At 67.1% G+C, this 25,220-nt stretch carries 21 protein-coding genes; 8 read left to right on the top strand and 13 right to left on the bottom strand.

Annotated elements, in window-relative coordinates; translation table 11 throughout:
- Nucleotides 1–580: 580 nt before the first annotated feature.
- The 8 genes from FSV73_RS08290 to FSV73_RS08255 all read right to left on the bottom strand — a co-directional run bounded on the left by FSV73_RS08290 (nucleotide 581) and on the right by FSV73_RS08255 (nucleotide 9,346).
- Nucleotides 581–2,053, bottom strand: a complete 1,473-nt coding sequence (locus tag FSV73_RS08290) for a carbohydrate porin (RefSeq protein ID WP_145006617.1) — start codon at nucleotides 2,051–2,053, stop codon at nucleotides 581–583.
- An 87-nt stretch (nucleotides 2,054–2,140) separates the two neighbouring features.
- Complete coding sequence (locus tag FSV73_RS08285) at nucleotides 2,141–2,923, bottom strand: SDR family NAD(P)-dependent oxidoreductase (RefSeq protein ID WP_145006614.1); 783 nt, start codon at nucleotides 2,921–2,923, stop codon at nucleotides 2,141–2,143.
- Nucleotides 2,924–2,930: 7 nt separating this feature from the next.
- Entirely contained in the window at nucleotides 2,931–4,163 is a 1,233-nt protein-coding gene (locus tag FSV73_RS08280) for an MFS transporter (protein ID WP_145006612.1), read from the bottom strand.
- Between the two features lie 52 nt (nucleotides 4,164–4,215).
- Nucleotides 4,216–5,154, bottom strand: a complete 939-nt coding sequence (locus FSV73_RS08275; protein ID WP_145006609.1) for an NAD-dependent epimerase/dehydratase family protein — start codon at nucleotides 5,152–5,154, stop codon at nucleotides 4,216–4,218.
- Between the two features lies 1 nt (nucleotide 5,155).
- Nucleotides 5,156–6,151, bottom strand: a complete 996-nt coding sequence (locus FSV73_RS08270) for a fumarylacetoacetate hydrolase family protein (RefSeq protein ID WP_145006606.1) — start codon at nucleotides 6,149–6,151, stop codon at nucleotides 5,156–5,158.
- Nucleotides 6,152–6,259: 108 nt separating this feature from the next.
- Complete coding sequence (locus FSV73_RS08265; protein WP_222119442.1) at nucleotides 6,260–7,018, bottom strand: SDR family NAD(P)-dependent oxidoreductase; 759 nt, start codon at nucleotides 7,016–7,018, stop codon at nucleotides 6,260–6,262.
- Nucleotides 7,015–8,298: a histidinol dehydrogenase gene (hisD, locus tag FSV73_RS08260; protein ID WP_145006603.1), complete on the bottom strand. Its 1,284-nt coding sequence runs from the start codon at nucleotides 8,296–8,298 to the stop codon at nucleotides 7,015–7,017. The genes FSV73_RS08265 and hisD overlap by 4 nt, the downstream gene beginning before the upstream one ends.
- A 31-nt stretch (nucleotides 8,299–8,329) precedes the next feature.
- Nucleotides 8,330–9,346, bottom strand: coding sequence for an SMP-30/gluconolactonase/LRE family protein (locus tag FSV73_RS08255; protein ID WP_145006600.1), 1,017 nt, complete (start codon nucleotides 9,344–9,346; stop codon nucleotides 8,330–8,332).
- 347 nt (nucleotides 9,347–9,693) lie between these two features.
- Here FSV73_RS08255 and FSV73_RS08250 point away from each other — a divergent pair, with 347 nt between their 5' ends.
- From FSV73_RS08250 to FSV73_RS08230, 5 genes are all read left to right on the top strand, one after another.
- Nucleotides 9,694–10,620 carry a LysR family transcriptional regulator gene (locus tag FSV73_RS08250; RefSeq protein ID WP_145006597.1) on the top strand — a complete coding sequence of 309 codons (927 nt, stop codon included), beginning with the start codon at nucleotides 9,694–9,696 and terminating at the stop codon, nucleotides 10,618–10,620.
- A 346-nt stretch (nucleotides 10,621–10,966) separates the two neighbouring features.
- Nucleotides 10,967–11,899, top strand: coding sequence for a VOC family protein (locus FSV73_RS08245; RefSeq protein ID WP_145006593.1), 933 nt, complete (start codon nucleotides 10,967–10,969; stop codon nucleotides 11,897–11,899).
- A gap of 9 nt (nucleotides 11,900–11,908) precedes the next feature.
- Nucleotides 11,909–12,283: a Rieske (2Fe-2S) protein gene (locus FSV73_RS08240; RefSeq protein ID WP_145006590.1), complete on the top strand. Its 375-nt coding sequence runs from the start codon at nucleotides 11,909–11,911 to the stop codon at nucleotides 12,281–12,283.
- A gap of 24 nt (nucleotides 12,284–12,307) precedes the next feature.
- Nucleotides 12,308–13,471, top strand: coding sequence for an alpha/beta hydrolase family protein (locus tag FSV73_RS08235; RefSeq protein WP_145006588.1), 1,164 nt, complete (start codon nucleotides 12,308–12,310; stop codon nucleotides 13,469–13,471).
- A gap of 17 nt (nucleotides 13,472–13,488) precedes the next feature.
- Entirely contained in the window at nucleotides 13,489–14,622 is a 1,134-nt protein-coding gene (locus tag FSV73_RS08230; protein WP_145006585.1) for an FAD-dependent oxidoreductase, read from the top strand.
- A gap of 105 nt (nucleotides 14,623–14,727) precedes the next feature.
- Here FSV73_RS08230 and FSV73_RS08225 read toward each other — a convergent pair whose 3' ends face one another.
- Nucleotides 14,728–15,828: an acyltransferase family protein gene (locus tag FSV73_RS08225; protein WP_260856044.1), complete on the bottom strand. Its 1,101-nt coding sequence runs from the start codon at nucleotides 15,826–15,828 to the stop codon at nucleotides 14,728–14,730.
- A gap of 230 nt (nucleotides 15,829–16,058) precedes the next feature.
- Here FSV73_RS08225 and FSV73_RS08220 point away from each other — a divergent pair, with 230 nt between their 5' ends.
- The 3 genes from FSV73_RS08220 (at nucleotide 16,059) to FSV73_RS08205 (ending at nucleotide 20,384) form a co-directional block, all read left to right on the top strand.
- Nucleotides 16,059–17,009 (top strand): adenosine deaminase, encoded by a 951-nt coding sequence (locus FSV73_RS08220; protein ID WP_145006580.1) that lies wholly within the window; start codon nucleotides 16,059–16,061, stop codon nucleotides 17,007–17,009.
- A gap of 2 nt (nucleotides 17,010–17,011) precedes the next feature.
- Nucleotides 17,012–17,818 carry a histidinol-phosphatase gene (hisN, locus tag FSV73_RS08215; RefSeq protein WP_145006577.1) on the top strand — a complete coding sequence of 269 codons (807 nt, stop codon included), beginning with the start codon at nucleotides 17,012–17,014 and terminating at the stop codon, nucleotides 17,816–17,818.
- Between the two features lie 886 nt (nucleotides 17,819–18,704).
- Nucleotides 18,705–20,384 carry an ArnT family glycosyltransferase gene (locus tag FSV73_RS08205; protein WP_186309187.1) on the top strand — a complete coding sequence of 560 codons (1,680 nt, stop codon included), beginning with the start codon at nucleotides 18,705–18,707 and terminating at the stop codon, nucleotides 20,382–20,384.
- Between the two features lie 563 nt (nucleotides 20,385–20,947).
- On the opposite strand, the gene FSV73_RS08200 is transcribed toward FSV73_RS08205, so the two are convergent.
- The 4 genes from FSV73_RS08200 to FSV73_RS08185 are packed head-to-tail and all read right to left on the bottom strand — an operon-like array spanning nucleotide 20,948 to nucleotide 25,191.
- Nucleotides 20,948–21,640: a cysteine hydrolase family protein gene (locus FSV73_RS08200; RefSeq protein WP_222119441.1), complete on the bottom strand. Its 693-nt coding sequence runs from the start codon at nucleotides 21,638–21,640 to the stop codon at nucleotides 20,948–20,950.
- The gene (locus tag FSV73_RS08195; protein ID WP_145006571.1) at nucleotides 21,637–22,563 is read right to left on the bottom strand and encodes an ABC transporter permease; all 927 of its coding nucleotides are present in this window, start codon (nucleotides 22,561–22,563) and stop codon (nucleotides 21,637–21,639) included. Before FSV73_RS08195 ends, FSV73_RS08200 begins: the two co-directional genes overlap by 4 nt.
- Nucleotides 22,560–23,684 carry an ABC transporter permease gene (locus FSV73_RS08190; protein WP_145006568.1) on the bottom strand — a complete coding sequence of 375 codons (1,125 nt, stop codon included), beginning with the start codon at nucleotides 23,682–23,684 and terminating at the stop codon, nucleotides 22,560–22,562. The genes FSV73_RS08195 and FSV73_RS08190 overlap by 4 nt, the downstream gene beginning before the upstream one ends.
- Nucleotides 23,677–25,191 (bottom strand): ABC transporter ATP-binding protein, encoded by a 1,515-nt coding sequence (locus FSV73_RS08185; protein ID WP_145006566.1) that lies wholly within the window; start codon nucleotides 25,189–25,191, stop codon nucleotides 23,677–23,679. Before FSV73_RS08185 ends, FSV73_RS08190 begins: the two co-directional genes overlap by 8 nt.
- Nucleotides 25,192–25,220: the final 29 nt, after the last annotated feature.

The raw sequence follows: 25,220 nt of genomic DNA, 5'->3' as shown, positions 1-25,220 counted from the left end.
CGGCTTCGACGGCCGCCGGAAGCAAACGCCGAAGTACTTAGCGGTGCCTACATCCCAAACCGCTGGTCATGCTCAATGTCCTGCTCGGCGAATGGAAAGAATCCCTTGCAGGCGAGGGCCCTTAGTCTCAACCAACCCGCCAGCCGTGCCCCTTATCCTCCTGGGCTACTTCCGGCCGTCCTGCTGACGCCGAGCGGGATCGAGGTGGCGCGAACGTCGATAGGCGACGACCTGGCACGTTGAAAGCTGTACGGGTCAGGTTCCGCGCAACCACTCAAGGCGCAGCCGTACTGGATCAGTCCTGCAGCAAATGTTTCGAACAACCTGAGAAAAAGCGTCATAACGACCTTCCACGTATCAGTCAGGTAGCGACGCCAACGCCCCGTTCGGTGCTGTGGGCGCTAGCGTCAAAAACCAGCAGGCTGCGGATCAACCCGGCCCCCGTCCTCACTAGGACTTCGAGGCCAGGCAGCGCCGCCGCTGACGCCCGGTATTGCCTGGGCGGAAGCCACTACGACGCGACGTACGCCACACCCGCCACCAGGGTACGTCGAGCGTGGCGCAGCCCGCTGGGCTCCTCTCATTTCAGGCCGTTCAGGCCCAGCAGTTGATCGAACTGCACGTGAAGCAGCACGCCGAAGGCGTAGCCATCGCGTGGGTTCTCGCCACTGAACGGATTGACGTAGCTGCTGCCTTGGAAGGTGCGGGTGATGAAGGGGCTCAGCACGATGCTGTCGGTCAGCACGAAATTCGCGTCCAGGGTAAGGGCGTACTCATCGCGTCCCGAACGATAATTTCCTCCTCCGCTGTTCAAGCTGTAGGCCCCTTCGAGCAAGCGCTGCTCGCGATCCGTCAATCTGGCCCAACTGGCCTTGACGGAATAACTGTCGAACGGCCGACCACGGAAAGGTGCGGATAGAATCAGACCGAGATCGCCCTGACTCGCCACCCCGTTCGCCGACTCCTCCTCGAACACGTGGGCCAGGCTGCCGTGTACGCTCAGGGCAGTGGGATTACGCACCCCGGCCTGGCCGCCGTCGGCACGCCAGAACGTCTGTTTCGCGCCGACATAGAAGCCGCTGACGCCATCATGGGTGGCGGGCGCAGCTTGACTGGTGAAACGCGTATTACCGTCGACGGTGTAATAGGGATCGTTCTGACGCCGATTGTTGTAGAAACCCATCAACTCGAAGGCTGTGGGATAGGTCTCCATCGAGTAGTCGGTTCGGTAGGCGACGTTACCCAGGTAGGTCGTGCTGAGCGAGCCGCCCTTGTCCCCTTCGCGGCGTTCCCAACCATTGGTGAACGGATAGGCGTCATAGCTACGCCAGACCCCTAGCTGTGCACGCCATTGCGGGGTGAAGTCGTAGGCGCTACGGACTCCCCAATTGGCGTAGGGCGGCGGATTGATGCCGGCCGTGTCCTGCATGATCGCTGGGCTCACACAGGAGAATGGCAGGTTGCACAACGGAAGAGCGAAATAGGTGCCGGCGTTGCTCTTGCCGGCCTCCAGGGTCAGGCGGTCGTTCAACAGCCGTTGCTCATAGGTCAACAGCGTCAGGTGGCTGACCCGAGGAATGTAGGGCGCCGATTTACCTGCCAGCACATCCCCCAGTTGGCCACCATAGCTAAGGTTGGAGGTCCAGGGCACATAGAGCTGCATGAAGTGCACGAGACCGCCGGAGAGTCCGGCGAGCCTTTCCATGTCGAAGTCGGCACCGACGCCAAACAGCGTCAGGGCTTCATGGCGACCGGTGTCGACGCCTGCGCTGGGGTTGGAAAGGTAAAGCTGCGTCATGTCCAGATGTGGACTGATGCCCTGCTCCTTGAGCCAGCGTCCCTGCTCTTCCAGGAGCCGACCGGTGGGCGCGGGTTGCCGAGGCTCGACGGACAACACCCGTGGCCCCACCCGTTGATTGGGCAGACTGTCGTCGGTGCTGGAGGGCAGTTGCTGCCGCCCCCCCTCATCCAGATCGGCGGCAACCGCCGTACCGGCCTGGAGCGCGGATAACACGAGGGAAAGAACGAGTAGCTTGCCGTGGATCACGTTCATGTCGACATCCTTCTTTGTTGTTTTTGTTACGGACGCAGTTACCCCGTCGCGCGGCCAGTTCGGGCGCGGGGAAGAAACAGCCTTGATTCAGCCGGCAGTGGCGCCTGCGTCTATCGCCAGATCGGCTCCGGTCACCCAGGCGGCCTCATCCGAAGCCAGAAAGACCGCGGCGCAGGCGACATCCTCCGGCCTACCTAGACGCTCGCGTAGGAACTGGCGCCGCAACGCCGTATCGCGTAGCCCAGGATCGCGAGCCATGTGGGCTCGCGTGGCCTGGGTCTCGATCAGCCCCGGCGACAGCGTGTTGGCGCGGATGTTGTGCGGTCCGCCTTCCAAGGCAAGCTGGCGCGTCATGGCCAGTACGCCGCCTTTACCGGCACAGTGGGCGAGCGCGGGAGAGCCCTCCAGCGCCATGTGGGCATTGGCGGAGGCGAAGTTGAGGATCACGCCACCACCCCGCGCCTTGAGTGTCGGCCAGGCGGCCTGGCAGACCAGGAAGACGATGTCCAGCTCACCCGTCAGGGTACGGCGCCACTGCTGTTCGTAATCCAGGTCCTCGATCCAGGCGAAGGAGCCAAAGGCCGCGGCATTGACCAGACAGTCGAAGCCGCCGTCGCTCTGGGTACGGGCCGAGTCGATCCAGGCGGTGACCGCCTCTGGCTGAGTCAGGTCATAGGTGTGGACCACCAGGGATTCCAGCCCCTCGGAGCGCGCCAGCGCGAGAGTTTGCGCTCCGGCCGCGGCATCCCAGTCGCACCCTATTACCCGGGCGCCCTGACGGGCGAACATAAGAGCACAAGCCTGGCCGATGCCATTGCCCACACCCGTGATCAGGGCGGTCTTGCCTGCCAGTCGGCTTCCTGCTGCCATGACCATCTTAGGCCTCCTCAACATTGCGAGCGGCGAAGGGAAAGGCGATCCGCGGCCGGTTGCAGAAGGCGCACAGCAGAGCGATGGCCGCCATGGCCAGCAGGACCCAGGCCGCCAGACCCACCGTGGCCGCCAGACCCCGGGTATGGGCGGTGACCGCGACCACCAGGATGGGACTCAGAAAGGCACCCAGGGAATAGCTGCCATACCAAGCGCCCGTTCCGAAGGCACGGCGGTACCAAGGCAATTCCCGCATGTTCCAGATGGCCAGACTGGGCAGCATCAGGCCGCAACCCAGGCCATTGACCAACGCCACGAACAGCATCAGGGAGGTCCGGTCGGCCCAGGGGACCAGGAGGAAGCTGCAGCCGATGAGAGCGAACGCCAGGGCCAGGCAATGCGGGATGCGCAGCTTCAGGCGCAGCAATAGGTGCACGCTGAGCGTACCCAGCACGATCATCACGCTGCCTGCCGAGGCGATCATGCCGGCGGTGCTCGGCGAGGTCTGGCCGATGTCGCGCAGCAGGTAGGCCAGCTGGATCTGCAACACCATGAAAGCGACACCGCCCACCAGGGTGACGAGACAGGTCACGGCCAGAAGCGCGGGACGGAAGGCCTTGGCCTGCTGCGACGCATCCTCGGCATCGTCGGCGCTCAGGCTCTGAGGCTTAGGCTCCCATAGCAGGAAGTGGGCGAACACCGCCATGACCAGGGCGACCACGTAGACCACGTACGGCATCCGCCAGCCGAGTTCTCCCAGAGCGCCACCGATCATGAAGAAGAGGATGGCGGAGCTGGCGGCGAAGGTGGTCTGCAGGGCCAGGTAACGTTGCCGTAGCGCGCCGCTGTAGTAATCACCGATGAGCGTGGTGCTGATGGTCACGACCACCGCCTCCATGCAGCCCAGCACGACGCGGCTGACGATGATAGCGTGCAGGGACTCGAGGAACAGCGGCAGTACGCCCATGCACCCGTAGCCAACCATGGACAGCAACAGCAGGCGTTTGCGCCCCAGGCGATCCGCCACGATGCCCATCAAGGGTCCCAGCAGGGCGACCATCAGTCCAGGCACGGCGAGCGATATGGGTACCAGGAACTGGACATTGGGTACGTCGGCGAAATGCGCCTGCATCTGCGGCAGGCTGGGCGCCACCACGATGGCCGCCATGGGCGACAGGCAATTGATCAGCAACAACAGGTAGGTGGCGATGCGGGCCACGGAGCGAACGGGAGCGGTCATGGGGTTCTCCTCGGGTTGTTATTGTTGTTCGGCGAGTACGGGGCAGATGGCATCAGCCGTCCAGGGTGCGTTCGATCAAGCTGGCCAGGTCGCCATCGTGCTTAAAGCCCAGAGCCTCGGCCTCAGGGGTAGCCAGCGCGGGATAGCGGGCGAAGGCTCGCTCCAAATCGGGATCGGGGCGATAGCTGACCAGTTGTCGACGGTCGGCGCCGAAGCGGGCGCACAGCCCGTCCACCACCGCCGCGAAACTCAGGTGTAGCACCGGCAGCGTCACCGCGCGGCGCTCGGCCAGCGCCGTGCTGGGCACGCGTGCGGCGTGCAGCAGGTTGTCGACGCAGCGCACCGCCGACATCCACCAGGCGGTACCTTCCGCCGCGACGGGGCAGACGAAGGCTTCGCCATCGCGCAGCCGCCAGAACAGGTCGCTCATGAAGGCCGACAGCAGGCCGGACGGCTGCGGCGGCCGTGCCACGATGCCGGGCAGACGCAGGGCGATGCCGTCCAGGCCGCCACGCCGGGAAAAGTCCTCCAGCAGCAGCTCGCCGATCAGCTTCTGGGTGCCGTAGCTCAGTTGCGGGCGCAGCGGTGCCGTCTCGTCCATGGGCGTCATCGACAGGCGGCCGTAGACGGCGATGGTGCTGGCGAACACCACCCGCGGCGGCCGGGTATGCCTTTGCAGACCTTCGAACAGGGCCAGGGTGGCATCCAGGTTGACCCGGCGGCCCAGGGTGTAGTCCCGTTCGGCCAGCCCGCCGGGCACGCTGGCCAGGTGGAACACCACCGCGGCCGGGTGGGTGAGCGCTGCGGCTAGCACGTTCGGCTCGGCCAGGCTGCCCGTGAGCGAATGGACCCGCGGATCGTTCGGCACGCTGGGCAATTGGACGTCCAGCAAGGTCAGGCGCGTCCAGGGCAAGGCCTCGGCATCCTCCAGCAGGCGACGGACCAGGCACTGGCCGACGAAACCGCCGGCACCGGTCACGAGGACATGCATCTCACACCTCCGACGGCAGCGGCGCCGCGACGAATTGGTGGTCGATGGCGCCGAACAGGCTCTGGCCATCGAGGCCGAACATCTCAAATCTCAGCCGATCACCGAAGCTCAGGAACGGCGTGCGCGACTCGCCCTGCTCGAGCTTCTCGATGGCGCGCTGCTCGGCCAGGCAGGCCGAGCCCGTGCGACGATAGTCGCGGTTGGAAAAGGTGCCCGAGCCGAGCACGGTCCCGGCGCGCAACCGGCGGGTGCGCGCCAGGTGCATCACCAGCTCGGGAAAGCTGAAGTCCATCTCGCCACCATGGGGTTCGCCGAAGCGCTCGCCATTGAGCTCCACGCGCAGCGGCAGCTGCACCCGGCCGTCGCGCCAGGCGTCGCCCAGCTCATCCGGAGTGATGGCGACCGGCGCGAACACCGTGCTCGGCTTGGCCCGCAGCGGCCCGAAGCCGATGCTGATTTCCTTGAACAGATGGGCGCGCAGGCTGACGTCGTTGAGCAACATCAGCAGGCGGATGTGGCTGGCGGCGGCGGCGGGCTGGACGCCCAGCGGCACGTCGTCCAGGACCACGGCCACCTCGCCCTCGAAATCGATGTGCTGGTCTTCGCCGGGCACCGGATAGTCGTCGCAGGGGCCGTAGAAATCGTCGCCGCTGCCCTGATAGAGGATGGGGACACCCGCGTCCTTCTTGATATTCAGGTCATAGGCCCGTTCCATGAGGTTGCCGTGGGAAAGGAACGCCGAGGCGTCGGCCCATTGGTAGGCCCGCGGCAGGGGCGCCATGACCGCCCGAGGATCGAAGGCGAAGGCCTCCGCGACGCGGCCGGCGTTGAGTTCGGCATAGAGCGCTTCGAGCCGGGGTGCACAGGCCTCCCAGTCTTCCAGCACGGTCTGCAGCCGCGGCATCAATGCCGGGGCGATCACCGCCCGGCGCAGATCACGCGAGACCACCAGCAGCCGACCGTCGCGGCTACCGTCCTTGAGCGAGGCGAATTTCATGGGGCAATCTCCGTTGAGGTGGGGCAAGCCGCCATCTTGATGAGTTCGAGCAGGCCGCCACGGGGGATGCGCCGTTGTGCAAGGGCGAAAGTGTTCATGGCATCCCTCCTAGGCGAGCGGGCGACCGCCATCCACGGGGATGACGGCGCCAGTGGTGAAGGTCAGTTGGGTGGCCAGGGCCAGGACCGCTGCCGCCACCTCCTCGGCCCGGGCCAGCCGCTGTAGCGGTGTGCGGGCGGCCTGTTCGTCGCGCCAGGCGCGGTCCAGGCCGGCGACGAATTCGGTGTCGGCCAGGCCCGGGGCAACCCCTACCACACGGATACGCGGAGCCAGGGCCCGCGCCAGGGACAGGGTCAGGTTGTCCAGCGCCGCCTTGGACGCGCAGTAGGCCAGGTTGCTGCCCATGGCCGTGCGCGCCGCGATGGAGCTGATGTTGACGACCAGGCCGCTGCCCTCACGCTCCAGCAAGGGCCGCAGCGTCCGTACCATGGCCAGGGCGCCGCGCACGTTGGTGGCGAAGATGCGATCGAACAGCGCATCGTCCAGGCCGTCCAGATCGGCGTGGGCGACGAAGCGGGTAGTACCGGCATTGTTCACCAGCACGTCGCAGCGGCCATAGGTGCGCTCGATAATCGTAGCCTGCTCGACCAGGGCGGTGCTGTCGGTGACGGGCAGCGGCATGGCGGCATGGGCCAGCTCGGCGGCCGGCAATTCGGCCGCCAACCGGTGCGCGGCCTCGGCGGAGGCGTGATAGCCGACCACCACCGCGGCACCCGCGGCGGCCAGGGCGCGGCAGATCGCCGAACCCAGCCCGCCCGCGCCGCCGGTGACCACCGCCACCCGCCCGGCCAGGGGCTGGCCGCTCACGGACGAGCTCCCAGCCGGCGCACGCGAATGTCCGCCTGCTCCTTGTGCCCGGAGAAATGCTCCAGGGCGCAGAGCCGCGAACACACCTCGCCGATGGCGACGCTGGCGGCATCGGTAAGGATGCGCTGGTAGGTATGGGTCTTGATGAACTTGCCGACCCAGAGCCCGCCGGTGTAGCGCCCCGCGCCCTGGGTCGGCAGCGTGTGGTTGGTGCCTATCACCTTGTCGCCATAGGCCACGTTGGTGCGATGGCCGAGGAAGAGCCCGCCGTAGTTGGTCATGCGCGCGAGGAACCAGTCCGGGTCGCGGGTCATGACCTGCACGTGCTCGGAACAGATCCGTTCGGATTCGGCGAGCAACTCCTCGTCGGTGTCGCACAGGATGATCTCGCCGTAGTCCCGCCAGGCCTGGCTGGCGATGGGCGCGGTATCCAAGCGGGCGAGCACCTGCTCGATGGCCGCTGGCAGTTCCTCGGCGATGCGGGCGCTGCGGGTGAGGCAGACCGCCGGCGAGGTGGGACCGTGCTCGGCCTGCCCGAGCAGATCTACCGCCACCAGCTCGGCGTCCACGCTGTCGTCGCAGATCACCAGGGTCTCGGTGGGACCGGCAAAGAGATCGATGCCGACGCGGCCATAGAGCTGGCGCTTGGCTTCGGCGACGTAGGCGTTGCCCGGCCCGACCAGCATGTCTACCGGTAGGATGCTTTCCGTGCCAAGCGCCATGGCCGCCACCCCCTGTACGCCCCCCATCACATAGATCTCATCGGCACCGGCCAGGGCCATGGCGGCGACGATCTCCGGAGAGGGCTTGCCGGCGAAGGGCGGCGCGCAGGCGATCACTCGCTTGACCCCGGCCACCTTGGCGGTGAGGACGCTCATGTGCGCCGAGGCCAGCAGCGGATACTTGCCCCCGGGGATGTAGCAACCCACGGAATTGACCGGAATGTTGCGATGCCCCAGCACCACGCCAGGAAGGGTCTCCACCTCCACATCGCGCAGCGACAACAATTGCACCTGGGCGAAGCGACGGATCTGCGCTTGAGCGAATTCGATGTCGGCGATGGCCTGAGGCGAGAGGCTGTCGATACAGGCCTGGATCTGTTCGGCCGAGAGGCGGAAATCCTCCGGGGCCCACTTGTCGAAGCGTTCGGAGTAGTCGCGCAGGGCGGCATCCCCGCGTTGTTCGATGGCGCCGAGAATTTCTTCCACGGTGGTACGGACCTGGGCGTTCAGCTCGGCCTTCGCCGCGGCGGGACGGCCCTGTTTGAGTTGCCGGATCATGTGCAGCTCCTATTCGGAGAGGTGAGGAAAACTAGCGCCAGTGAATCAGCGGCTGACCCGCCACCGGCGCGCGGAAATAGGGAATGCGGGTGCCCTGCAGGCTGCCGAGGTAGACGGTACGCAGGTCGGGCCCGCCAAAGGTGAGGCTGGCCAGCCAGGGCGCCAGGGTGCCGCGCGCGGCCTGCATGATGTCGGGGGTCAGGGTCTTGTCGGCGTAGTGCCGATTGAGACGCGCGGTGGCCTGGGGATCGCCGTCGTCGAGCAGCGTCAGCACCTCGCCCTCGGGGGTCAGGGCGATCAGCTTGTCGCTCATCACCAGGGTCACCCAGAGGTTGCCGTAGGCATCGAAGGCGAACCCATCCGGGAAACCCTCCAGCTCGGCGGGGCCGTACACCTCGCGCTCGCCCAGCGAGCCATCGGGACGCAGCCGCAGCCGGGAAATGCGCCTGACGTTGCTCTCCACCACATAGAGCCACTCTTCGCGATCGTCGAAGCGGATCTCGTTGGTGCCGCCGAAGCCCTCGGCGACAATGCGGATGCCCTGTTCGTCGATCACGCCGATGTAGCCATCCAGCACCCCCGAGTTGATGGAATCGGTCCAGGGCTGCTGGGTTGTGGTGACGGTGAACCAGATCCGCCCACGGGAGTCGCGTAGCGGGAAGTTGGTCTTGCCCAGCGGCCGACCCTCGAGGTGGTCGTGCAGCACCGTCAGGCGGCCCCGACGATCGAGGCGCTCGATGCGGTCCAGCCCCCAGTTGCAGATGATGAAGTCGCCGTCCGCGGTGAGCGCCAGGCCATTGGGCAGCGAGGCGCCCTGGGACTGCACGTAGCGCTGCTGGAAGTCCACCGGGGCGCTGTCCGTGGCGCTCGGCGCCAGCAGTTGCTGGCTGCCGTCCGGATCGATGCGCATCACGCCACCGCGGGCATCGGCGCTCCACAGGGTGCCGTCGGGTTGGGCGATGATGCATTCCGGGCGCTGCAGGTCGCGGCCGATGAACTGGATGCTGGCGCGATCGACCTGCCAGCCCTTGAGGGGATTGCTTGCCATGCTGAGGTCTCATGCTGGGCCGGACGTCGGGCGCGGGGGCCACGACACGGCAGGAGGTCGCCGGGGCGACGGTGGTCTAGCGAGGCTGCGCGGTCGCTCGGACGGGGCGGGGATGGCGTGCGGCGAAGGACCTGCCGAGGGGTCGCGAGAGACGGAACGGCGTCATGGGTAGCTCCCGAATTCTTGTTGTCGTCCGCGGTGACCGCGGCTGTGATTCGACGGTATGCAGCCCGCAGGTATTTGAGAAATCGTTTGTTGACATACGAGGCATAAGCGCGCTGGATTGGTCCCTGGCGCCCCGCCCCCACAACAACAGCCCCGGACCGCACCGGAGCCAGGAGTAGCCCATGCGTTTCTATGGTCTGGATCTGAATCTGCTGGTGGTGCTCGATGCACTACTGGTCGAGCAGAACATCACCCGCGCTGGCGAGCGGCTGTTTCTCAGCCAACCAGCCACCAGCGCCGCCCTCGCCCGGCTGCGCGAGTACTTCCAGGACGAATTGCTGGTACAGAACGGGCGCAAGATGGTCCGCACGCCCAAGGGCGAAGCGCTCAGCCAACCGATCCGCGACCTGCTGATCCAGATGCGTTCAACCCTGGACAACCGCCACCAGTTCGATCCGGCACAGGCACAGCGCAAATTCGTGCTGATGGCCTCGGACTACATTAGTACCGTGCTGCTGCCGCAGGTCAGCCGGCGCCTCAACGAACTCGCCCCGCATGCCAGCCTGGAGATGATCCCGCCCAACGACAATCCGCGGGAGATGATCGAGCGTGGCCATGTCGATCTGCTGGTGCTCCCCACTACCCACCTGACCGAGGAGCACCCCAGCCAGATCCTATTCGAGGACAGCTTCGTCTGCATGGTCTGCCAGGACCATCCCGAGGTGGGCGAAAGCCTTTCCTTCGAGCAATACAAGCAACTGGGCCACGTGCTGGCCCGCTGGGGGCAACAGCGCATCCCGTCCGTGGATGAATGGTTTCTCAATCGCTACAACTTCGAGCGCCGCGTGGAAGTCATCACCAATGCCTTCAGCAAGATGCCGACCTTCCTGCCCGGTACCCGCCGCGTCGCCACCATCCACCTGCGCCTGGCCGAACAATGCGCCCGCGAATTGCCGCTCAGGATCCTGCCGATACCCTGGGATGCGCCCCCCTTGGTGATGGCGATGCAATGGAACCGTCACCAGCAACACGACCCCGGACTGAACTGGCTGCGCGAGCTGATCGCCGAAAGCGCCGCCGCCCTACCCGAGGTACGCCTCGGCGATTGAATCGTCGAGAGGCATCCACCAAACGGATGCTTCGTATGCCAAATTAAAATTTCTCGAATGACTCGGCGCTGCGTAGTTTCTTGAAAACAGTCCTGGCCACACCTGCCAAGGCACTCAGAACAAGAACTACATCGAGACAACGCCATGTTCCAGCGCCTTTCGCTCCGCCTCGCGCCCGCCTCCTCCGTCATGGGTGCATCGCCGCCCTGAACCTTTGGTGCGCCGTCACTGCGCACCTAACTCGCCCAACTCGATCCAGAGCCCCCCGGCCCGCCCTGAGCTTGCCGCCGGGTTTTCCTGCCCGCTCGCCTGGCCGTTCTGCCAGGCTGCCCCTGGAGACATCGCCATGCATATCACCGGTCTCGAATACCTGACGTTCGGCGTCGAGGACCTGGCTGCCGCTCACCAGTATCTGCTGGACTACGGTCTGGACGCCCAGGACTACGATCCCGCGGTCGGCGGTACCTATCTCGCCCTGGACGGCACCGGGGTGATCGTCCGCCATAGCGACCATCCCGGCCTGCCGCCGCTGCCACCTGGCGCCCACTCGCCTTGTCTGCGCGAGACCCACTACGGCGTGGCCGACCAGGCCACCCTGGCGGCCCTGCATGATCTGCTCGGGACCGATCGCGAGGTCCGTGTCAGCGACGACGGCAGCCTGCACTGCCTGGATGACTCAGGCTTCGCCATCGCCTTTCAGCTGTCCAGGCGCCAGCCGATCCAGGCCCCCTACCTGGGCTTCAACGTACCCGGCCAGGCGCCGGGACGGGCGCCCAACGACTGCGCCGCGGACCCCGCCGCGGAGATCAAGCCGCGCTCGCTGTCCCACGTGGTCTATTTCGTCGAGGATGCCGCCCAGGCCGAGGCCTTTTATCTGCGCCTGGGCTTCGTGGTCACCGATCGCTTCAACGATCTCGGGCCCTTCCTGCGGCCTGCCGGCACCCAGGAACACCACACCCTGTTCATGCTACAGAGCCACAACGCCCACATGGTCGGCTGCAACCACTTCACCTTCCATTTCGGCTCGGCCAGCGAGGTTCTGCAACAGGGCTGGCGCTTCCAGCAAAAGGGCTACCAGAGCTTCTGGGGACCGGGCCGCCACGTCATGGGCAGCAACTTCTTCTGGTACTTCAACAGCCCCTTCGGCGCGGCCATGGAGTTCGACGCCGACATGGACCACCACGACGACAGCTGGGTACCGCGGGCCATGGACCCCGGCGCGGAAAATTCCCAGGTGTTCCTCTTCGAGGGCCGTGACAAATGGGCGCCGGGCGAGTGAGGCAAGGAGATGGTCAACGAACGCCGTCTCTGTCATCGCGACGAGCTACCCGATCAGGGCGCCCGCGGCCTGCTGCGCGAAGGTCGCCACGATCGGGTGTTCGCCATCCGCCGCGGCGACGAGGTGTTCGTCTGGCTCAACGACTGCCCGCACAACCACCGCCCGCTGGAGTACCAGCGCGACCGTTTCCTCTCGGCGGACGGCCAGCACATCGTCTGCTACGCCCATTCGGCGCACTTCGAATTACGTAGCGGCCTGTGCTTCGCCGGCCCATGCGTCGGTCGTTACCTGACCGCGGTTCCTGCGCGAGTGGACGCCGCGGGGGTGGTCTGGATAGCCGCCGAGCTGCCCGTCCCCGAACGCGAGTCGCCCCTCTCTTCCTAGTCTCGCCTGCACGAGGTCCATCCCATGTTCCAGTACTTCCCCTCCAACTATGTCTGGAGTCTCTCGACGATGATCGCCCTGACCCATGGCGGCAACATCGGTGAAGTGGACGCCATGTGCGCGCCGCTGCGCGATGCCGCCCTGGGCGGTGACGATCCCGGTACCGAGGCCTTCTATGCGGCCTGGAAAGATGGTGGCGACCGTCTGGTGCAGCTTTCCGAAGACGATCTTGCACGCGGGCGCCGCCTATCTGCAGGTGAAAAGCTGGGTCGTGCGGCCCTCTATTACGGCATCGCCGAGCGGATGCAAGCCCATGGCTTCGCGCATCGCCTGGCGCTGTACCAGCGCTCGCTGGAGTTGTTCGAACGCTCCCGGCAACTCGGGCGGGAGAATTGCCAGCGCGTGGAGATTCCCTATGGCGACACGCACCTCAGCGCCCTGTACGTACGCGCCGAGGGCCTGCCGCCTGGTGCCAAGGCACCCATCGTGGTGGTCATGAACGGCCTCGACAGCACCAAGGAGATGCTGCAGAAGAGCGTCATGGGACGGCATTTCCCCCAGCGCGGGCTGTCTGCCCTGTTCGTCGACCAGCCGGGGACCGGCGAGGCGCTGCGCCTGCACGGCTTGCCGGCGCGCTTCGACAGCGAAGCCTGGGCCTCGCCCATCGTCGACTGGCTGGAAGACCATCCGGAAGTGGACGCGAAGCGCATCGGCGCCCTCGGCGTCTCCCTGGGCGGCTACTACTGCCCACGGGCGGTAGCCTTCGAACCGCGCTTCGCCTGTGGCGCGGTCTGGGGCGCCAATCACGACTGGCGTGCCGTGCAGCAGGCGCGGCGGCGCCGTGAGGGAGAGAATCCGGTGCCCCACTACTGGCAGCACGTGCAATGGGTCTTCGGCGCCAAGGATCTCGACGACTTCCTGACCAAGGCCGAAGCCATGCACCTGGACGGCATCCTGGATCGTATCCGGGTGCCCTTCCTGGTCACCCATGGCGAGCACGACCGGCAGATTCCGCTGCACTACGCCCAGCGTACCTATGACCAACTGGTGAATAGCCCGGACCGGGAACTGTTGGTGTTCACCGCGCGCGAAGGGGGGGTCGAGCACAGCTCCTTGGACAACCCCAACAACGCCGGCAATCTCATCGCCGACTGGCTGGCCGAACGGCTGGGTGGCGTCGTCGCCTGATCCACAGGAGAAGCATCATGGCTCTTATCGAGAACGCGCTGATCGTCGGTGGCGGGATCGGCGGCATGAGCGCCGCGATCCAGTTGCGCAAGCAGGGCATCGCGGTGGAACTGGTCGAGATCAATCCCGCCTGGGCGCCGGACGGCGCCGGCATCACCATCAGCGGACCCAGCCTGCGCGCACTGCGCGAGATCGGCGTGGTGGACGAGGTCTTGCGCCGCGGCGGCTGGTGGCGCGCCATCGATCTGCGCGACGCCCAGGGCGAGTTGCTCCGCACCGTACCCCTCGCGCCGGCGGTCGGCGCCGAGGACCTGCCCAGCGCGGCCGGCATCCCGCGCCCGGTGCTGGCCGACATTCTCGCCACCGCCACCCGCGCCGCGGGTGCCACCGTCCGGCTCGGCATCAGCTTCGAACGTCTTACCCAAGACGCGGATGGCGTGGACGTATTATTCAGCGATGGCAGTGAGCGTCGCTACGATCTGGTGATAGGCGCCGACGGCGTCAACTCCGCACTACGCCGCCTGGTGCTACCGGACTTCGCCGGCCCGGTATTCACCGGCCAGGGCTGCTGGCGGCTCATCGTGCCGCGACTGCACGAGAACTCCACCATGTACCTGAGTGACCGGATCAAGGCCGGGGTCAACCCCATCAGCCCGAATCACTGCTACCTTTACCTGCTGGAGCGACGCGACGGGCAGGTATTCATTCCGCCCGCGGTCTGGCCGGAGATTCTCGCCGAACTCCTGACGCCCTTCAGCGGGGAATTGGCCGATATCCGCAGTGGCCTACTGGACGGGAGCCTACTCGACCCTCAGCTGCTCTATCGTCCCCTGGCCGGCCACATGATCCCCGCTCCCTGGCACCGCGGACGGCTGGTCCTGCTGGGCGACACGGTCCACGCCACCACGCCGCAACTGGCCTCGGGCGCCGGCATCGCCATGGAAGGCGCGATCATCCTGGCCGAGGAACTGGCGCGGCGCCATTCCCTGGCGGGCGCCCTGAGCGCCTATGCCGGTCGTCACTACGATCGCGCCAGCCTGGTGGTGGAGGCCTCAGCCGAGCTGGGGCGCATCGAGCAGGAAGCCGGTGGTGCCCAGGCTCATGCGCAGGTCATGCAGAGGACCCTTGAGCTGCTGCGCCTGTCGATCTAGCGCGGCGCGAACGGACGCGCGCATTCGCCGATGGCCGCGTGGGCGAAGCGTGGGACGACGAGAGCTTCGACCGGCGTCGGCCCACGGGGTCCCGTGCCGCCTGCCCTACCCTAACCGCGAGGTCGGCACCAGGCGGCTCCATACCGCCCTGGTCCCGGTCGCGCAGGCCTGGCGATAGCCCAGCGCGTGGCGCTCCACCAAGTACCAGGACACCACCGCCAGCGGCAGGGTGATGCCGATGGAGAGGATCACCATGGTCCAGGTCTCGATGCCCGGGATCACCGCCGCCAGGGTCTGCTGCACCGGGAAGGAGTAGATGTAGAGGCCATAGGAATAGTCGCCCACCTCGTTGAAGGCGCGGATGCGGCCGGCCGGGACGAAGGCGAGGTAGAGCAGCACGTAGCCCAGCACCAGGTTGTAGACCAGGAAGAAGCTGTCGCGGTCGGGCGTGGCCACGGCCAGCAGCGCCACGGCGGCGACGAAGGCCGCCCGTGACAGCGGGATGTAGCCGCGCAGCACATAGAAGGCGCCGCCCAGGAAGAACATCTGGAACAGCCGCAACAGGTGCGATTCGCTGGCGAAGAAGTAGTGGGCGAACAGCTTGAACAGGGCGGCACCCGCGGCGAACAGCAGGATGGCGCGCTGGAAGTGGCGGCTGTCCAAGCGCAGCCAGAGGACGAACAGCCAGAGCAGCGCCAGGGCGCCATACATCCCGACCTCGAAGGGCAGCGTCCACAGCGAGCCGTTGACCACGGTCTGCAGCGGATTGCCCTCGAACAGCCCGGGAAGGTCGAATTCGGCGCCGGCGATCAGGCCGGTGTTCTTGAACAGGTAAAACCAGGTCTGGGGATCGCTCAGGTAATCCTGCAAGGGCGCCCGGGTCATCCAGGCGCCCAGGCCGAGCACCGTCAGCACCAGCATCACCAGCAATCCCGGCACTACCCGCAGGGCGCGGCCCCAGACGAAGTCGATGATGTCGGCGCGACTCAGCAGGCTCTTGGTGACCAGGAAACCGCTGGTGATGAAGAAGATGTCGACCGCGATGTCGCCCAGGGTCATACCCAGGCTCTCGCGTCCCGGCTCCGCCGTGGCGGTGCCGCTGGAGATGGCGAAACTGTGGCTGAAGACCACGGCGAGGGCCGCGATCATGCGAATCAGATTGAGATTGTTGTTCTTGCCGCCAACGTAATCCTGAACGGTCTGCACGGATACCTCACGCCTGGTGTTTGAAGCCATGCGTCCCGATTGTAGTCAGATCCAGACCCATTGCAGGGGTTATGGCCATTTGCTGGCCCAAAGCGTGGAATGCTGGGAATTTCTGACCACCGAAGCCACCGTACATCGGCCAGGGGGAACCTGGAGGGCTGCGATTGCGCCGGCAAAGCGTGCGACAATTGTCCACTGCTTTATTCACATTAGGCGATATCGAGGTTTCCATGTACGACTGGCTCAATGCCCTGCCCAAGGCCGAACTGCACCTGCACCTGGAAGGCACCCTGGAGCCCGAGCTGCTGTTCAAGCTGGCCGAGCGCCACGGTGTCGCCCTGCCCTGGGGCGATGTCGAGGCCCTGCGCGCCGCCTACAACTTCGGCAACCTGCAGGAATTCCTCGACCTCTACTACGCCGGTGCCGACGTGCTGCGCACCGAACAGGACTTCTACGACCTGACCTGGGCCTATCTGCTCAAGTGCAAGGAGCAGAACGTCATCCACACCGAGCCCTTCTTCGATCCCCAGACCCACACCGATCGCGGCATTCCCTTCGAGGTGGTGGTACGCGGCATCACCCAGGCGCTGACCGACGGCGAGCAGCAGCTGGGCGTGACCAGCGGATTGATCCTCAGCTTCCTGCGCCACCTTTCCGAGGACGCCGCCCAGGCCACCCTGGACCAGGCGCTGCCGTTCCGCGAGCACTTCATCGCCGTCGGCCTGGACAGCTCCGAGCAGGGCCATCCGCCGAGCAAGTTCAAGCGCGTCTTCGCCCGCGCCCGTGCCGAGGGTTTCCCGGCCGTGGCCCACGCCGGCGAGGAGGGTCCGCCGGAGTACATCTGGGAGGCCCTGGACCAGCTCGGCGTGGTGCGCATCGACCACGGCGTGCGCGCCTTCGAGGACGAGCGCCTGATGGCGCGGCTGATCGACCAGCAGATCCCGCTCACCGTCTGCCCGCTGTCCAACACCAAGCTCTGCGTGTTCGACGACATGAGCCAGCACACCATCCTCAAGATGCTCGACCGCGGCCTCAAGGTCACGGTCAACTCCGACGACCCGGCCTACTTCGGCGGCTATGTCACCGAGAACTTCATGGCCCTGCACGACGGCCTGGGCATGACCCAGGAGCAGGCCCGGCGCCTGGCGCAGAACAGCCTCGACGCGCGCCTGGTGAAATGAGCATGAGCCTGAGCGCTGCCGAGATCTCCTACTACGAACGCTTCGCCGAACGCCTGGCCGACGCCGCCGCGGTGGCCATCCAGCCCTACTTCCGCGCCCAGCTGGCGGTGGACGACAAGGGCGATGCCGCCGTCGCCGGCCGCCGCTACGACCCGGTGACCATTGCCGACAAGGCCGCCGAACGGGCCATGCGCGAACTCATCCAGGCCGAGCATCCGGATCACGGCATCCTCGGCGAGGAAGAGGAAAACGTCGCCGGCAGCAGCCCCCTGAGCTGGGTGCTCGACCCCATCGACGGCACCCGCGCCTTCATCACCGGCCTGCCGCTGTGGGGCACCCTGGTGGCGCTCAACGACGGCAGCCGCCCGCTGATCGGGGTGATGAACCAGCCCTTCACCGGCGAGCGCTACCTGGGCACCCCGGCCGGCGCCTGGCGCAACGGCGTGCCGCTGCGTACCCGTCCCTGCGCCAGCCTCGCCCAGGCCCGGCTGATGTGCACCAGCCGCGACATCTTCGACACCCCCGAACGCCTGGCCGCCTTCGACGCCGTGGCCGCCGAGGTGCAGCTGGCCCGCTTCGGCGGCGACTGCTACGCCTACTGCATGCTGGCCTCGGGTTTCGTCGACGTCATCATCGAGGCGGGCCTGCAGCCCTACGACGTCCAGGCGCTGATCCCCATCATCGAAGGCGCCGGCGGCCGCATGACCGCCTGGGACGGTGGTGACGCCCAGCAGGGCGGCGCCATCCTGGCCTGTGGTGATCCGGCGCTGCACGCGCAGTTGGTGGAAAGGTTGAAGCATCTGACGTGAGGCGCCTGCTCTCGTAGGTTGGGTTGAGCGCAGCGAAGCCCAACGGCTTGGGCATTAGGTGTCTTAGCTGATTATCGAGTGCTCGGATGGTTTTTGTTTCGCCCACCCGGGCGACTCACTTTTTTCAGTCGCGAAAAAAGTAAGCAAAAACGCTTGCCCCGACCATCCGGCCTTCCGCTTCGCTCCAGGTCCGCTCACGCCAGCGCCGTTCCGGGGTCGGTCCAGATGGGCCGTCCATGGCCCACTGGGCCTCTCGCCGCATCCATGCGGCTCGACCCACTCCACGACGCTGGCGTTCGCCCTCCTGAACGGGGCGATTTGCTAACCTGAAAGTGTTGGTTGAAGAGTCATGAACAGCCCGTAGCGTGGACAACGGCGCAGCCTTGTCCACTGATGGCTTGATTGCCCACCTGTGGAAAACGCTGTGCGGTTTTCCACGCTACGAATCGTGATGGTCTCTTTGCAAGCGCTCTCTAAATTTCAGGCTGGCACCCCGTCCCCGTCAGTGAGGCCGAGTTCCGGTGTCGTGGCGAGGGTTGCGAGGCAGGACGCCGAGCAAGGCGCGAGGGGCAGGATGCCCCTTCGTGCCGTGCCTCCGCCACGGCACCGGAGCGGAGGGCCGAACTGTTGGGGTGTGCTTTCTTTTGCTTACTTTTCTTCGCACAAGCAAAGAAAAGTAAGTCGCCGGCCAGGCGAAACAAGAGCTATCAACAGACCTCAATAACCAGCCAAGATACCAAGAGCCATCGCGGCCATGGGCCGCTCCTACAGACCCAACCCAAGCCTGTAGGAGCGGCCCATGGCCGCGATCGCCCCCCGCTAACCTCTTAAGCCCCCTCTAAGCCAAATCCCGTATACCGGCGGGATTCCGCCAAGAGTCCCTGCCGTGCTCCCCTCTTCCTCCCCCGCTTCCCCCAGAGCCGCACAGCTGGAGCGGACGCTGCTGCTCGGCTGCCTGGCCGCCTACCTGCTCGCCGGGCTGTTCGGCCGGGGGTTGTGGAAGGCCGACGAGCCCTATTCCTTCGGCATGGTATGGAATTTCCTCACCACCCCGGACTGGCTGATCCCGCGGGTCGGCACGGCGCCCTTCATGGAAAAGCCGCCGCTGATGTACTGGACCGGGGCCCTCGCCGCCCGGCTGTTTTCCCCCTGGCTGGACGCACCGGACGGCGCGCGGCTGGCGGTGCTGGGCTGGATGCTGGTGACCCTGACGGCGCTGGCCTGGCTGACCCAACAGCTGCTGCCCGGTCGTGTACGCCAGGCGCTGCTGACCCTGCTGGGCATGCTCGGCGTGGTACAGCACAGCCATCTGCTGATCGCCGACGTGCCCCAGTTGACGGGCGCCACCCTGGGCCTGGCCGGTCTCGCCGCCTACCTCCACGATGGCCAGAAGCCCTGGCGGCGTGGCCTGTTGTTCGGCAGCGGCCTGGGTATCGCCTTCATGAGCAAGGGCCTGCTGGTGCCGGGAGTACTGGGTCTCACCGGCGGACTCTGCGCGCTCTGCTGGCCACGGCGCCTGGTCGAACCCGAGGGTCGCCGCTGGGTGACCGCCGCCTTCCTCGCCGCCCTGCCCTGGCTCCTGATCTGGCCCCTGCTGCTCTGGCGCCAGGCGCCCGACCTCTTCCACACCTGGCTGTGGACCAACAATATCGGCCGCTTCTTCGGCCTGGAAGCGCGCAACAGCGACACCGATGGCCTGGTCTCCAGCCTGGCGGACCTGGCGGCGCTGTCCTTTCCCACCGGCTTGATCCTGCTCGGCGCCACCCTCTGGCAACTGTATCGCCGCGGCGGCAGCCCCCTGAAGCGGCTGGGCCGTCATCCGGGCCTGGCCACGGTAGTGCTCTACGCCCTGGTCTGCCTGGGGGTGCTGCTCAAGTCGGCGGTCTTCCGCAGCCTCTACCTGCTGCCGCTATTCCCTGCCCTGGCGCTGCTGGCCGCGCGGCTGGAACCACCGCCGGCCATCGCCCGCCTCGGGCGCGATGCCAGCCTGGTGTTCTGGACACCGGTCATCGCCTTGCTGGCCCTGGGCGGGATCGGCCTGGCGCTGGGGTGGCCGCTGCCCTGGCCTGCCCTGGTCCGCGATCATCTGCCGGTGACGGAGCCCCTCACCCTGAGCCCGGTGGCCTGGACGGTCGCCCTGCTCGCCCTCGCCGCCTGGGGTCTGGCGCTTGGGCTGCGCGCCAGGCTGGCACCCGCCAGTGCCTGGTTCGTCGGCCTGACGATAAGCTGGACCCTGGCCAATACCCTCTGGCTGCCCTGGGTCGACCTGGGCAACAGCTATGCCCAGCCCTTCACTGAGTTGCGGCAGACGCTGCCATCCACCGATTGCGTCGCCACCTACGGCCTGGGCGAATCGGAGCGCTCCATGCTGCACGTCTATGCCGGCTACCCGCCGCTGGAACAGGCCAACCTGCGCCAGTTGCCTTGTCAGCTGCTGGTGGTCCAGGACGAATGGCACGAACCGGTGACGGTGCCCGGGACCTGGCAGGAAATCTGGCGCGGCGCGCGGCCTGGAAACCTCAAGGAACGCTTCCGTGCCTTCCGCCTGGTGCAGCAGGGTCCTTGAGGCGTCGGGCTTCGCGCCAACCGACCAAGCCCAATAGACCAGCCTCGAGCCAGGCAGCGTTGGGCTTCGCTGCGCTCAGCACCAACCTCCAAAAACCGCGTAGGTTGGCGCTGAGACGGCCCCATCGTCGAAGCCCAACAGCCGGAGCCAGACCCCTGGCACCGTTGGGCTTCGCTGCGCTCAGCGCCAACCTACAAGAGCCGAGTAGGTTGGTGCTGAGACGGCTCCATCGTCGAAGCCCAACAGCCGGGCCTCGATCCAGGGCACCGTTGGGCTTCGCTGCGCTCAGCGCCAACCTACAAGAGCCGCGTAGCTTGGGCTGAGACGGCTCCATCGTCGAAGCCCAACAGACCGGCCTCGAGCCAGGCACCGTTCGGCTTCGCTGCGCTCAGCACCAACCTACAAGAGCCGTGTAGGTTGGTTGAGACGGCTCCATCGTCGAAGCCCAACAGCTGGAGCTCGATCCAGGGCACCGTTGGGCTTCGCTGCGCTCAGCGCCAACCTACAAGAGCCGCGTAGGTTGGGTTGAGACGGCTCCAACGTCGAAGCCCAACAGGCCGCCGTCAGGGGACGTCGCCAGCGCCCCAGGCCGTGAGCAGGTCCTGGGATTCCATCACCAGCCCCAGGTGCAGGGAGACCATGCTCAGCGCTGCCCGCTCCAGGCCTTCGTCGGTGCCCCGTACCAGGTCGCGCAGGACGATCACTCGATAGGTCCGGTTGCTGGCGTCGAAGGCGGTGTTGAGCACGCAGCAGTCGGTGAAGCCGCCGTCCAGCACCACGGTGGTGATGCGCTGGTTGCGCAGCAGGAAGTCCAGGTCGGTGGGATAGAAGGCCGACAGCCGCCGCTTGTTCTCCACCCGCAGATCCTCGGGCAGGACCTCGGTGAGCAATTCGGTCCAGGGCGAGCCTTCCAGGGCATGGGCGTCGGCATTGGGAATCGGCCCGACGTGCAGTGGAAAGGTCCGTCGCCAGGCCGCAGGAATACCGCCCAGGTCGTCGGCGCCAGTGGCGCGCAGTACCGACTTCACATGGACGATACGCACGCCCAGGGCGCGGGCCTGGCGGTGGAAGGCGTCCACCGGCGCCACCAGGTCACGGGCGCGCGGCGCCGGGCAGGGGCACTCCGGCGAGGCGTCCAGGTGACCGCGGTGCAGGTCGATGGACAGCACCGCGGTGGTGCTCGGATCCAGGTAATCGGCGAAGTCCGCCCGCGTCAGCAGCCGGGGTTCCTCATAGACGAAAGCACGCAGGTTCATCGACGCTCCTCGCGGACATAGGCTTCGCCCAGTGCGCCGGGCTGGCTCAGGCGGTCACGCCCGGCCAGGGCGACCCAGATCATCACGCCCAGGGTGACGGCATAGGGCGCCATCAGGATGAAGTATTGCGACAGCCGCACCCCGGCGGCGGCTAGTTGCGGAATCAGCGCCTCGATGCAGCCGAACAGCAGCGCCCCGGCCAGGGCGCGCCAGGGCGACCAGCGGGCGAAGATCACCAGGGCCACGGCGATCCAGCCACGGCCACCGGTCATGTCGGCGATCCACAGCTTGGTGCTGAGCACGGCGATGTAGCCGCCGGCCAGGCCCACCAGCGCCGCGCCGGCCAGGACCGCCAGCAACCGGTAGCCGGCCACCGAGAGACCGGCGGCATCGGCCGCCTGGGGATTCTCGCCCACCGCCCGCAGGCGCAGGCCGGGGGTGGTCCGTTCCAGCCAGGCGATCACCGCGAGGAAGATCAGCGGGGTCAGGTAGACCAGCAGGTTCTGCTGGAACAGCCGCCCCACCAGCGGCAGCTCGGACAGCGGCCAGAGTGCCAGCGCCGGCAGGCCGGCCACCGGTTGGTTGGTCCAGCCCCAGACCGTGCCGAGCAGGCCGGTGAGGCCCTGGCAGAAGAACACCAGGGTCAGGCCGGCGATCACCTGGTTGATGCGCAGCCAGATCACCATGACCGCGAACAGCAGCGAGACCAGCGCCGCCGCGCCCATGGCCGCCAGCAGCGCCAGGCCGGCATTGCCCAGGGCCAGTTGCGCGCCGATGCCGAACAGGGCGCCGACCAGCATCAGGCCCTCGGCATGCAGGGCCAGCACCCCGGAGCGCTCGGTGAGGATCAGCCCCAGCGCCGCCAGGGCGTAGGGCACGGCGAAGTCGGGTACGTTACCCAGCCAGCTGGCGAGCAGGTTCAAGCGGCACCTCCCTGGCTGCGTCTGAGCCGATGGCGGATGAAGAAGTCCGAAGAGGCCACGCAGATGACGATCAGTGCCTGGATCAGCTGCACCATGGCGAAGGGGATCTGGTAGAACACCTGCAGGTTGCGCCCGGCGACGAACAGGGTCGCCACCAGGAAGGCCACCACGGCGGCGGCCAGCGGGTTGTTGCGCGCCAGGAAGGCGATCAGGATCCCGGAGAAGCCGTAGCCCTGGTAGAAGGACTGGGTCAGCCGCCCCTCCTGCCCGGCCGCCACCACGAAGCCGGCCAGCCCGGCCAGGGCGCCGGAGGCCAGCACCGTGGCGAGGATGGTGGCGCGCACCGGCACGCCCACGGCGCCGGCCACCCGTGGATTGGCGTCGACGAATCTCAGGTAGAGCCCGGCGCGACTCACCGCCACGAACCACCAGGCCAGCACCGCCACCAGCAGCGCCAGGGGCACCGCCAGGCTCAGCCCGGGCAGCAACTCCGGCAGCCGCTCGAAGGGGCGGAACAGCGGCGAATAGGGAAAGGCGTCGCGCGGGTCCTTCCAGGGGCCGAACACCAGGTGCAGCAGGAAGTTGGCGGCGATGTAGTTGAGCATCAGCGAGGCGATGATCTCGTTCACCCCCAGGCGCAGCTTGAGCAGCAAGGGCGCCAGCGCCCAGAGCAGGCCGCCAAGCAGCGCCGCCACCAGCATCAGCGGCAGGCGCAGGGCCTCCGGACCGATCTCGAACAGCGACACCGCCGTGGCGCCGATGGCGCCCCAGATCATCTGGCCTTCCAGGCCCAGGTTCCAGAAGCGCGCGCGAAAGGCCAGGCAACCGGCCAGGCCCACCAGGATCACCGGCGCGGCCTGGAACAGGGTGGCCTGCAGACTCTGGGCATCGAACAGGGTGGCGACCACGAATTCGTTGAGCAACTCGCCGGCCGGCACCCCGGCCAGGACCAGGATGGCGGCCGACAGGCCCAGGCCGAGCAGCAATGCCAGACCCAGGATCAGCGCCTGCCAGGGCCAGGCCAGCTGCTGGCGGATCTCCAGGGTGTAGCGACGGCTGAACAGCGGTTGCCGTGGTCGCGGCTGGACCTCGGGCAGCGGAGCACTCAGGGGTTCAAGCATGATTCACCATGGCATGGCCGATCGCCTGGCGATCGGCGGGTCGCTGGAATTCGGCGACGAGGCGCCCGGCGCTCATCACCCCGATGCGGTCGGCGAGGGCCAGTACCTCGTCCAGGTCTTCGCTGATCAACAACACCGCGGCGCCGGCCTCGCGGGCGGCCAGCAGGCGCGCCTGCACCTCGGCACCGGCGCGCACGTCGAGGCCACGACTGGGGCTGTGGGCCAACACCAGGCGCGGTTCGCGGCCGAATTCCCGGGCGATCACCAGCTTCTGGGCGTTGCCGCCCGACAGCAGCGCCGCCTTCTGCCGTACCGAACGCACGCCCTGGACATCGAACTGCGCCACCGCCGCCTGGGTCGCCGCCTCCTGGGCGCGTCTATCCAGCCTGGCGAAGCCACCGAAGCGACCGCTGTGCACCGCGCCGATGGCGAAGTTGTCGGCCACCGACAGGGACCCGGCCAGGGCGCTGCCGTAGCGGTCGGCGGGAATGGCAGCGATGCGCAGGTCGCGGCGCCCGGCACTGGCCGTGGTGCCCAGCTCGCCGAAGCCCGCCAGCCGGACCTCGCCCTCGTAGGGCTGCGGCAGGCCCATCAGCACATCGGCCAATTCGCCCTGGCCGTTGCCGCCGACCCCGGCGATGCCGTAGATCTCGCCGGCGCGCAGCTCCAGGTCGATGCCATCCAGGGCGCGCCGGCCGCCGCGCTCCGGGGTGCGCAGGCCGCGTACCGTCAGCAGCGGCGCCCCGGCCGCGCGGCGGGGGGTATCGGCCAGGGGTTGGGCGTCACCCACGGTGAGGCGTACCAGTTCGTCCACCGATACCTCGGCGGGGTCCAGGCTGCGCAGGGTGCGACCGCCACGCATCACCGTGAGGCGGTCGGCGTAGGTCAGGGCGTCCTGCATGCGATGGGTGACCAACACCACCGCCGCGCCCTCGGCCGCCAGGGCACGCAGGGTCTGCAGCAGCCGCTCGCCCTCGCCATCGGTGAGCACCGCGGTGGGTTCGTCGAGGATGAGAATGCGCGCCCCGGCCAACAGCACCTTGAGGATCTCCACCCGCTGCTGCTCGGCGATGGACAGTTCCGCCACGCGCTGCTCCGGGCGGATGGCGAAGCCCAGGGCGGCCGCCTGCTGGCGGATGCGCTCGCTGATCTCGGCCAGGCGCCGCCGATGGCTACCCTCCTCCGCCGGCAGGCCGAGCAACACGTTCTCGGCGACGCTGAAGGGCCGCACCAGCTTGAAGTGCTGGTGGACCATGCCGATGCGCAAGCGCGCGGCGTCCGCCGGCCCGCGCAGCCGTACCGGGTTATCGTCCACCAGGAGCTCACCCGTCTCCGGCGCATAGAGACCGGCGGCGATGTTCATCAGCGTCGACTTGCCCGCGCCGTTCTCGCCGAGCAGCGCATGCACCTCGCCCCAGCGCACCAGGAAATCCGCCTGCTGCAGCGCCTGGAAGCCATCGAAGGTCTTGCCGACGCCACGCAGGTGCAGGGCGTTGTGTCTTTTCATACGGGTCGCCCTCTTCCAAGCATCGCTTT

The organism is Pseudomonas oryzihabitans (genome assembly GCF_007665395.1).
In the GTDB taxonomy this organism is placed as follows: Bacteria; Pseudomonadota; Gammaproteobacteria; order Pseudomonadales; family Pseudomonadaceae; genus Chryseomonas; species Chryseomonas psychrotolerans_C.
This window is presented reverse-complemented; position numbering and strand designations above follow the sequence as displayed.

Coding starts and splice junctions, on each gene's coding strand:
- FSV73_RS08240 (WP_145006590.1), top strand. CDS start 11,909: ATGGTCAACGAACGCCGTCTCTGTCATCGCGACGAGCTACCCGATCAG.
- FSV73_RS08200 (WP_222119441.1), bottom strand. CDS start 21,640: ATGAACCTGCGTGCTTTCGTCTATGAGGAACCCCGGCTGCTGACGCGG.
- FSV73_RS08285 (WP_145006614.1), bottom strand. CDS start 2,923: ATGGCAGCAGGAAGCCGACTGGCAGGCAAGACCGCCCTGATCACGGGT.
- FSV73_RS08250 (WP_145006597.1), top strand. CDS start 9,694: ATGCGTTTCTATGGTCTGGATCTGAATCTGCTGGTGGTGCTCGATGCA.
- FSV73_RS08235 (WP_145006588.1), top strand. CDS start 12,308: ATGTTCCAGTACTTCCCCTCCAACTATGTCTGGAGTCTCTCGACGATG.
- FSV73_RS08270 (WP_145006606.1), bottom strand. CDS start 6,151: ATGAAATTCGCCTCGCTCAAGGACGGTAGCCGCGACGGTCGGCTGCTG.
- hisN (WP_145006577.1), top strand. CDS start 17,012: ATGAGCCTGAGCGCTGCCGAGATCTCCTACTACGAACGCTTCGCCGAA.
- FSV73_RS08275 (WP_145006609.1), bottom strand. CDS start 5,154: ATGCATGTCCTCGTGACCGGTGCCGGCGGTTTCGTCGGCCAGTGCCTG.
- FSV73_RS08230 (WP_145006585.1), top strand. CDS start 13,489: ATGGCTCTTATCGAGAACGCGCTGATCGTCGGTGGCGGGATCGGCGGC.
- FSV73_RS08255 (WP_145006600.1), bottom strand. CDS start 9,346: ATGGCAAGCAATCCCCTCAAGGGCTGGCAGGTCGATCGCGCCAGCATC.
- FSV73_RS08290 (WP_145006617.1), bottom strand. CDS start 2,053: ATGAACGTGATCCACGGCAAGCTACTCGTTCTTTCCCTCGTGTTATCC.
- FSV73_RS08220 (WP_145006580.1), top strand. CDS start 16,059: ATGTACGACTGGCTCAATGCCCTGCCCAAGGCCGAACTGCACCTGCAC.
- hisD (WP_145006603.1), bottom strand. CDS start 8,298: ATGATCCGGCAACTCAAACAGGGCCGTCCCGCCGCGGCGAAGGCCGAG.
- FSV73_RS08190 (WP_145006568.1), bottom strand. CDS start 23,684: ATGCTTGAACCCCTGAGTGCTCCGCTGCCCGAGGTCCAGCCGCGACCA.
- FSV73_RS08185 (WP_145006566.1), bottom strand. CDS start 25,191: ATGAAAAGACACAACGCCCTGCACCTGCGTGGCGTCGGCAAGACCTTC.
- FSV73_RS08280 (WP_145006612.1), bottom strand. CDS start 4,163: ATGACCGCTCCCGTTCGCTCCGTGGCCCGCATCGCCACCTACCTGTTG.
- FSV73_RS08245 (WP_145006593.1), top strand. CDS start 10,967: ATGCATATCACCGGTCTCGAATACCTGACGTTCGGCGTCGAGGACCTG.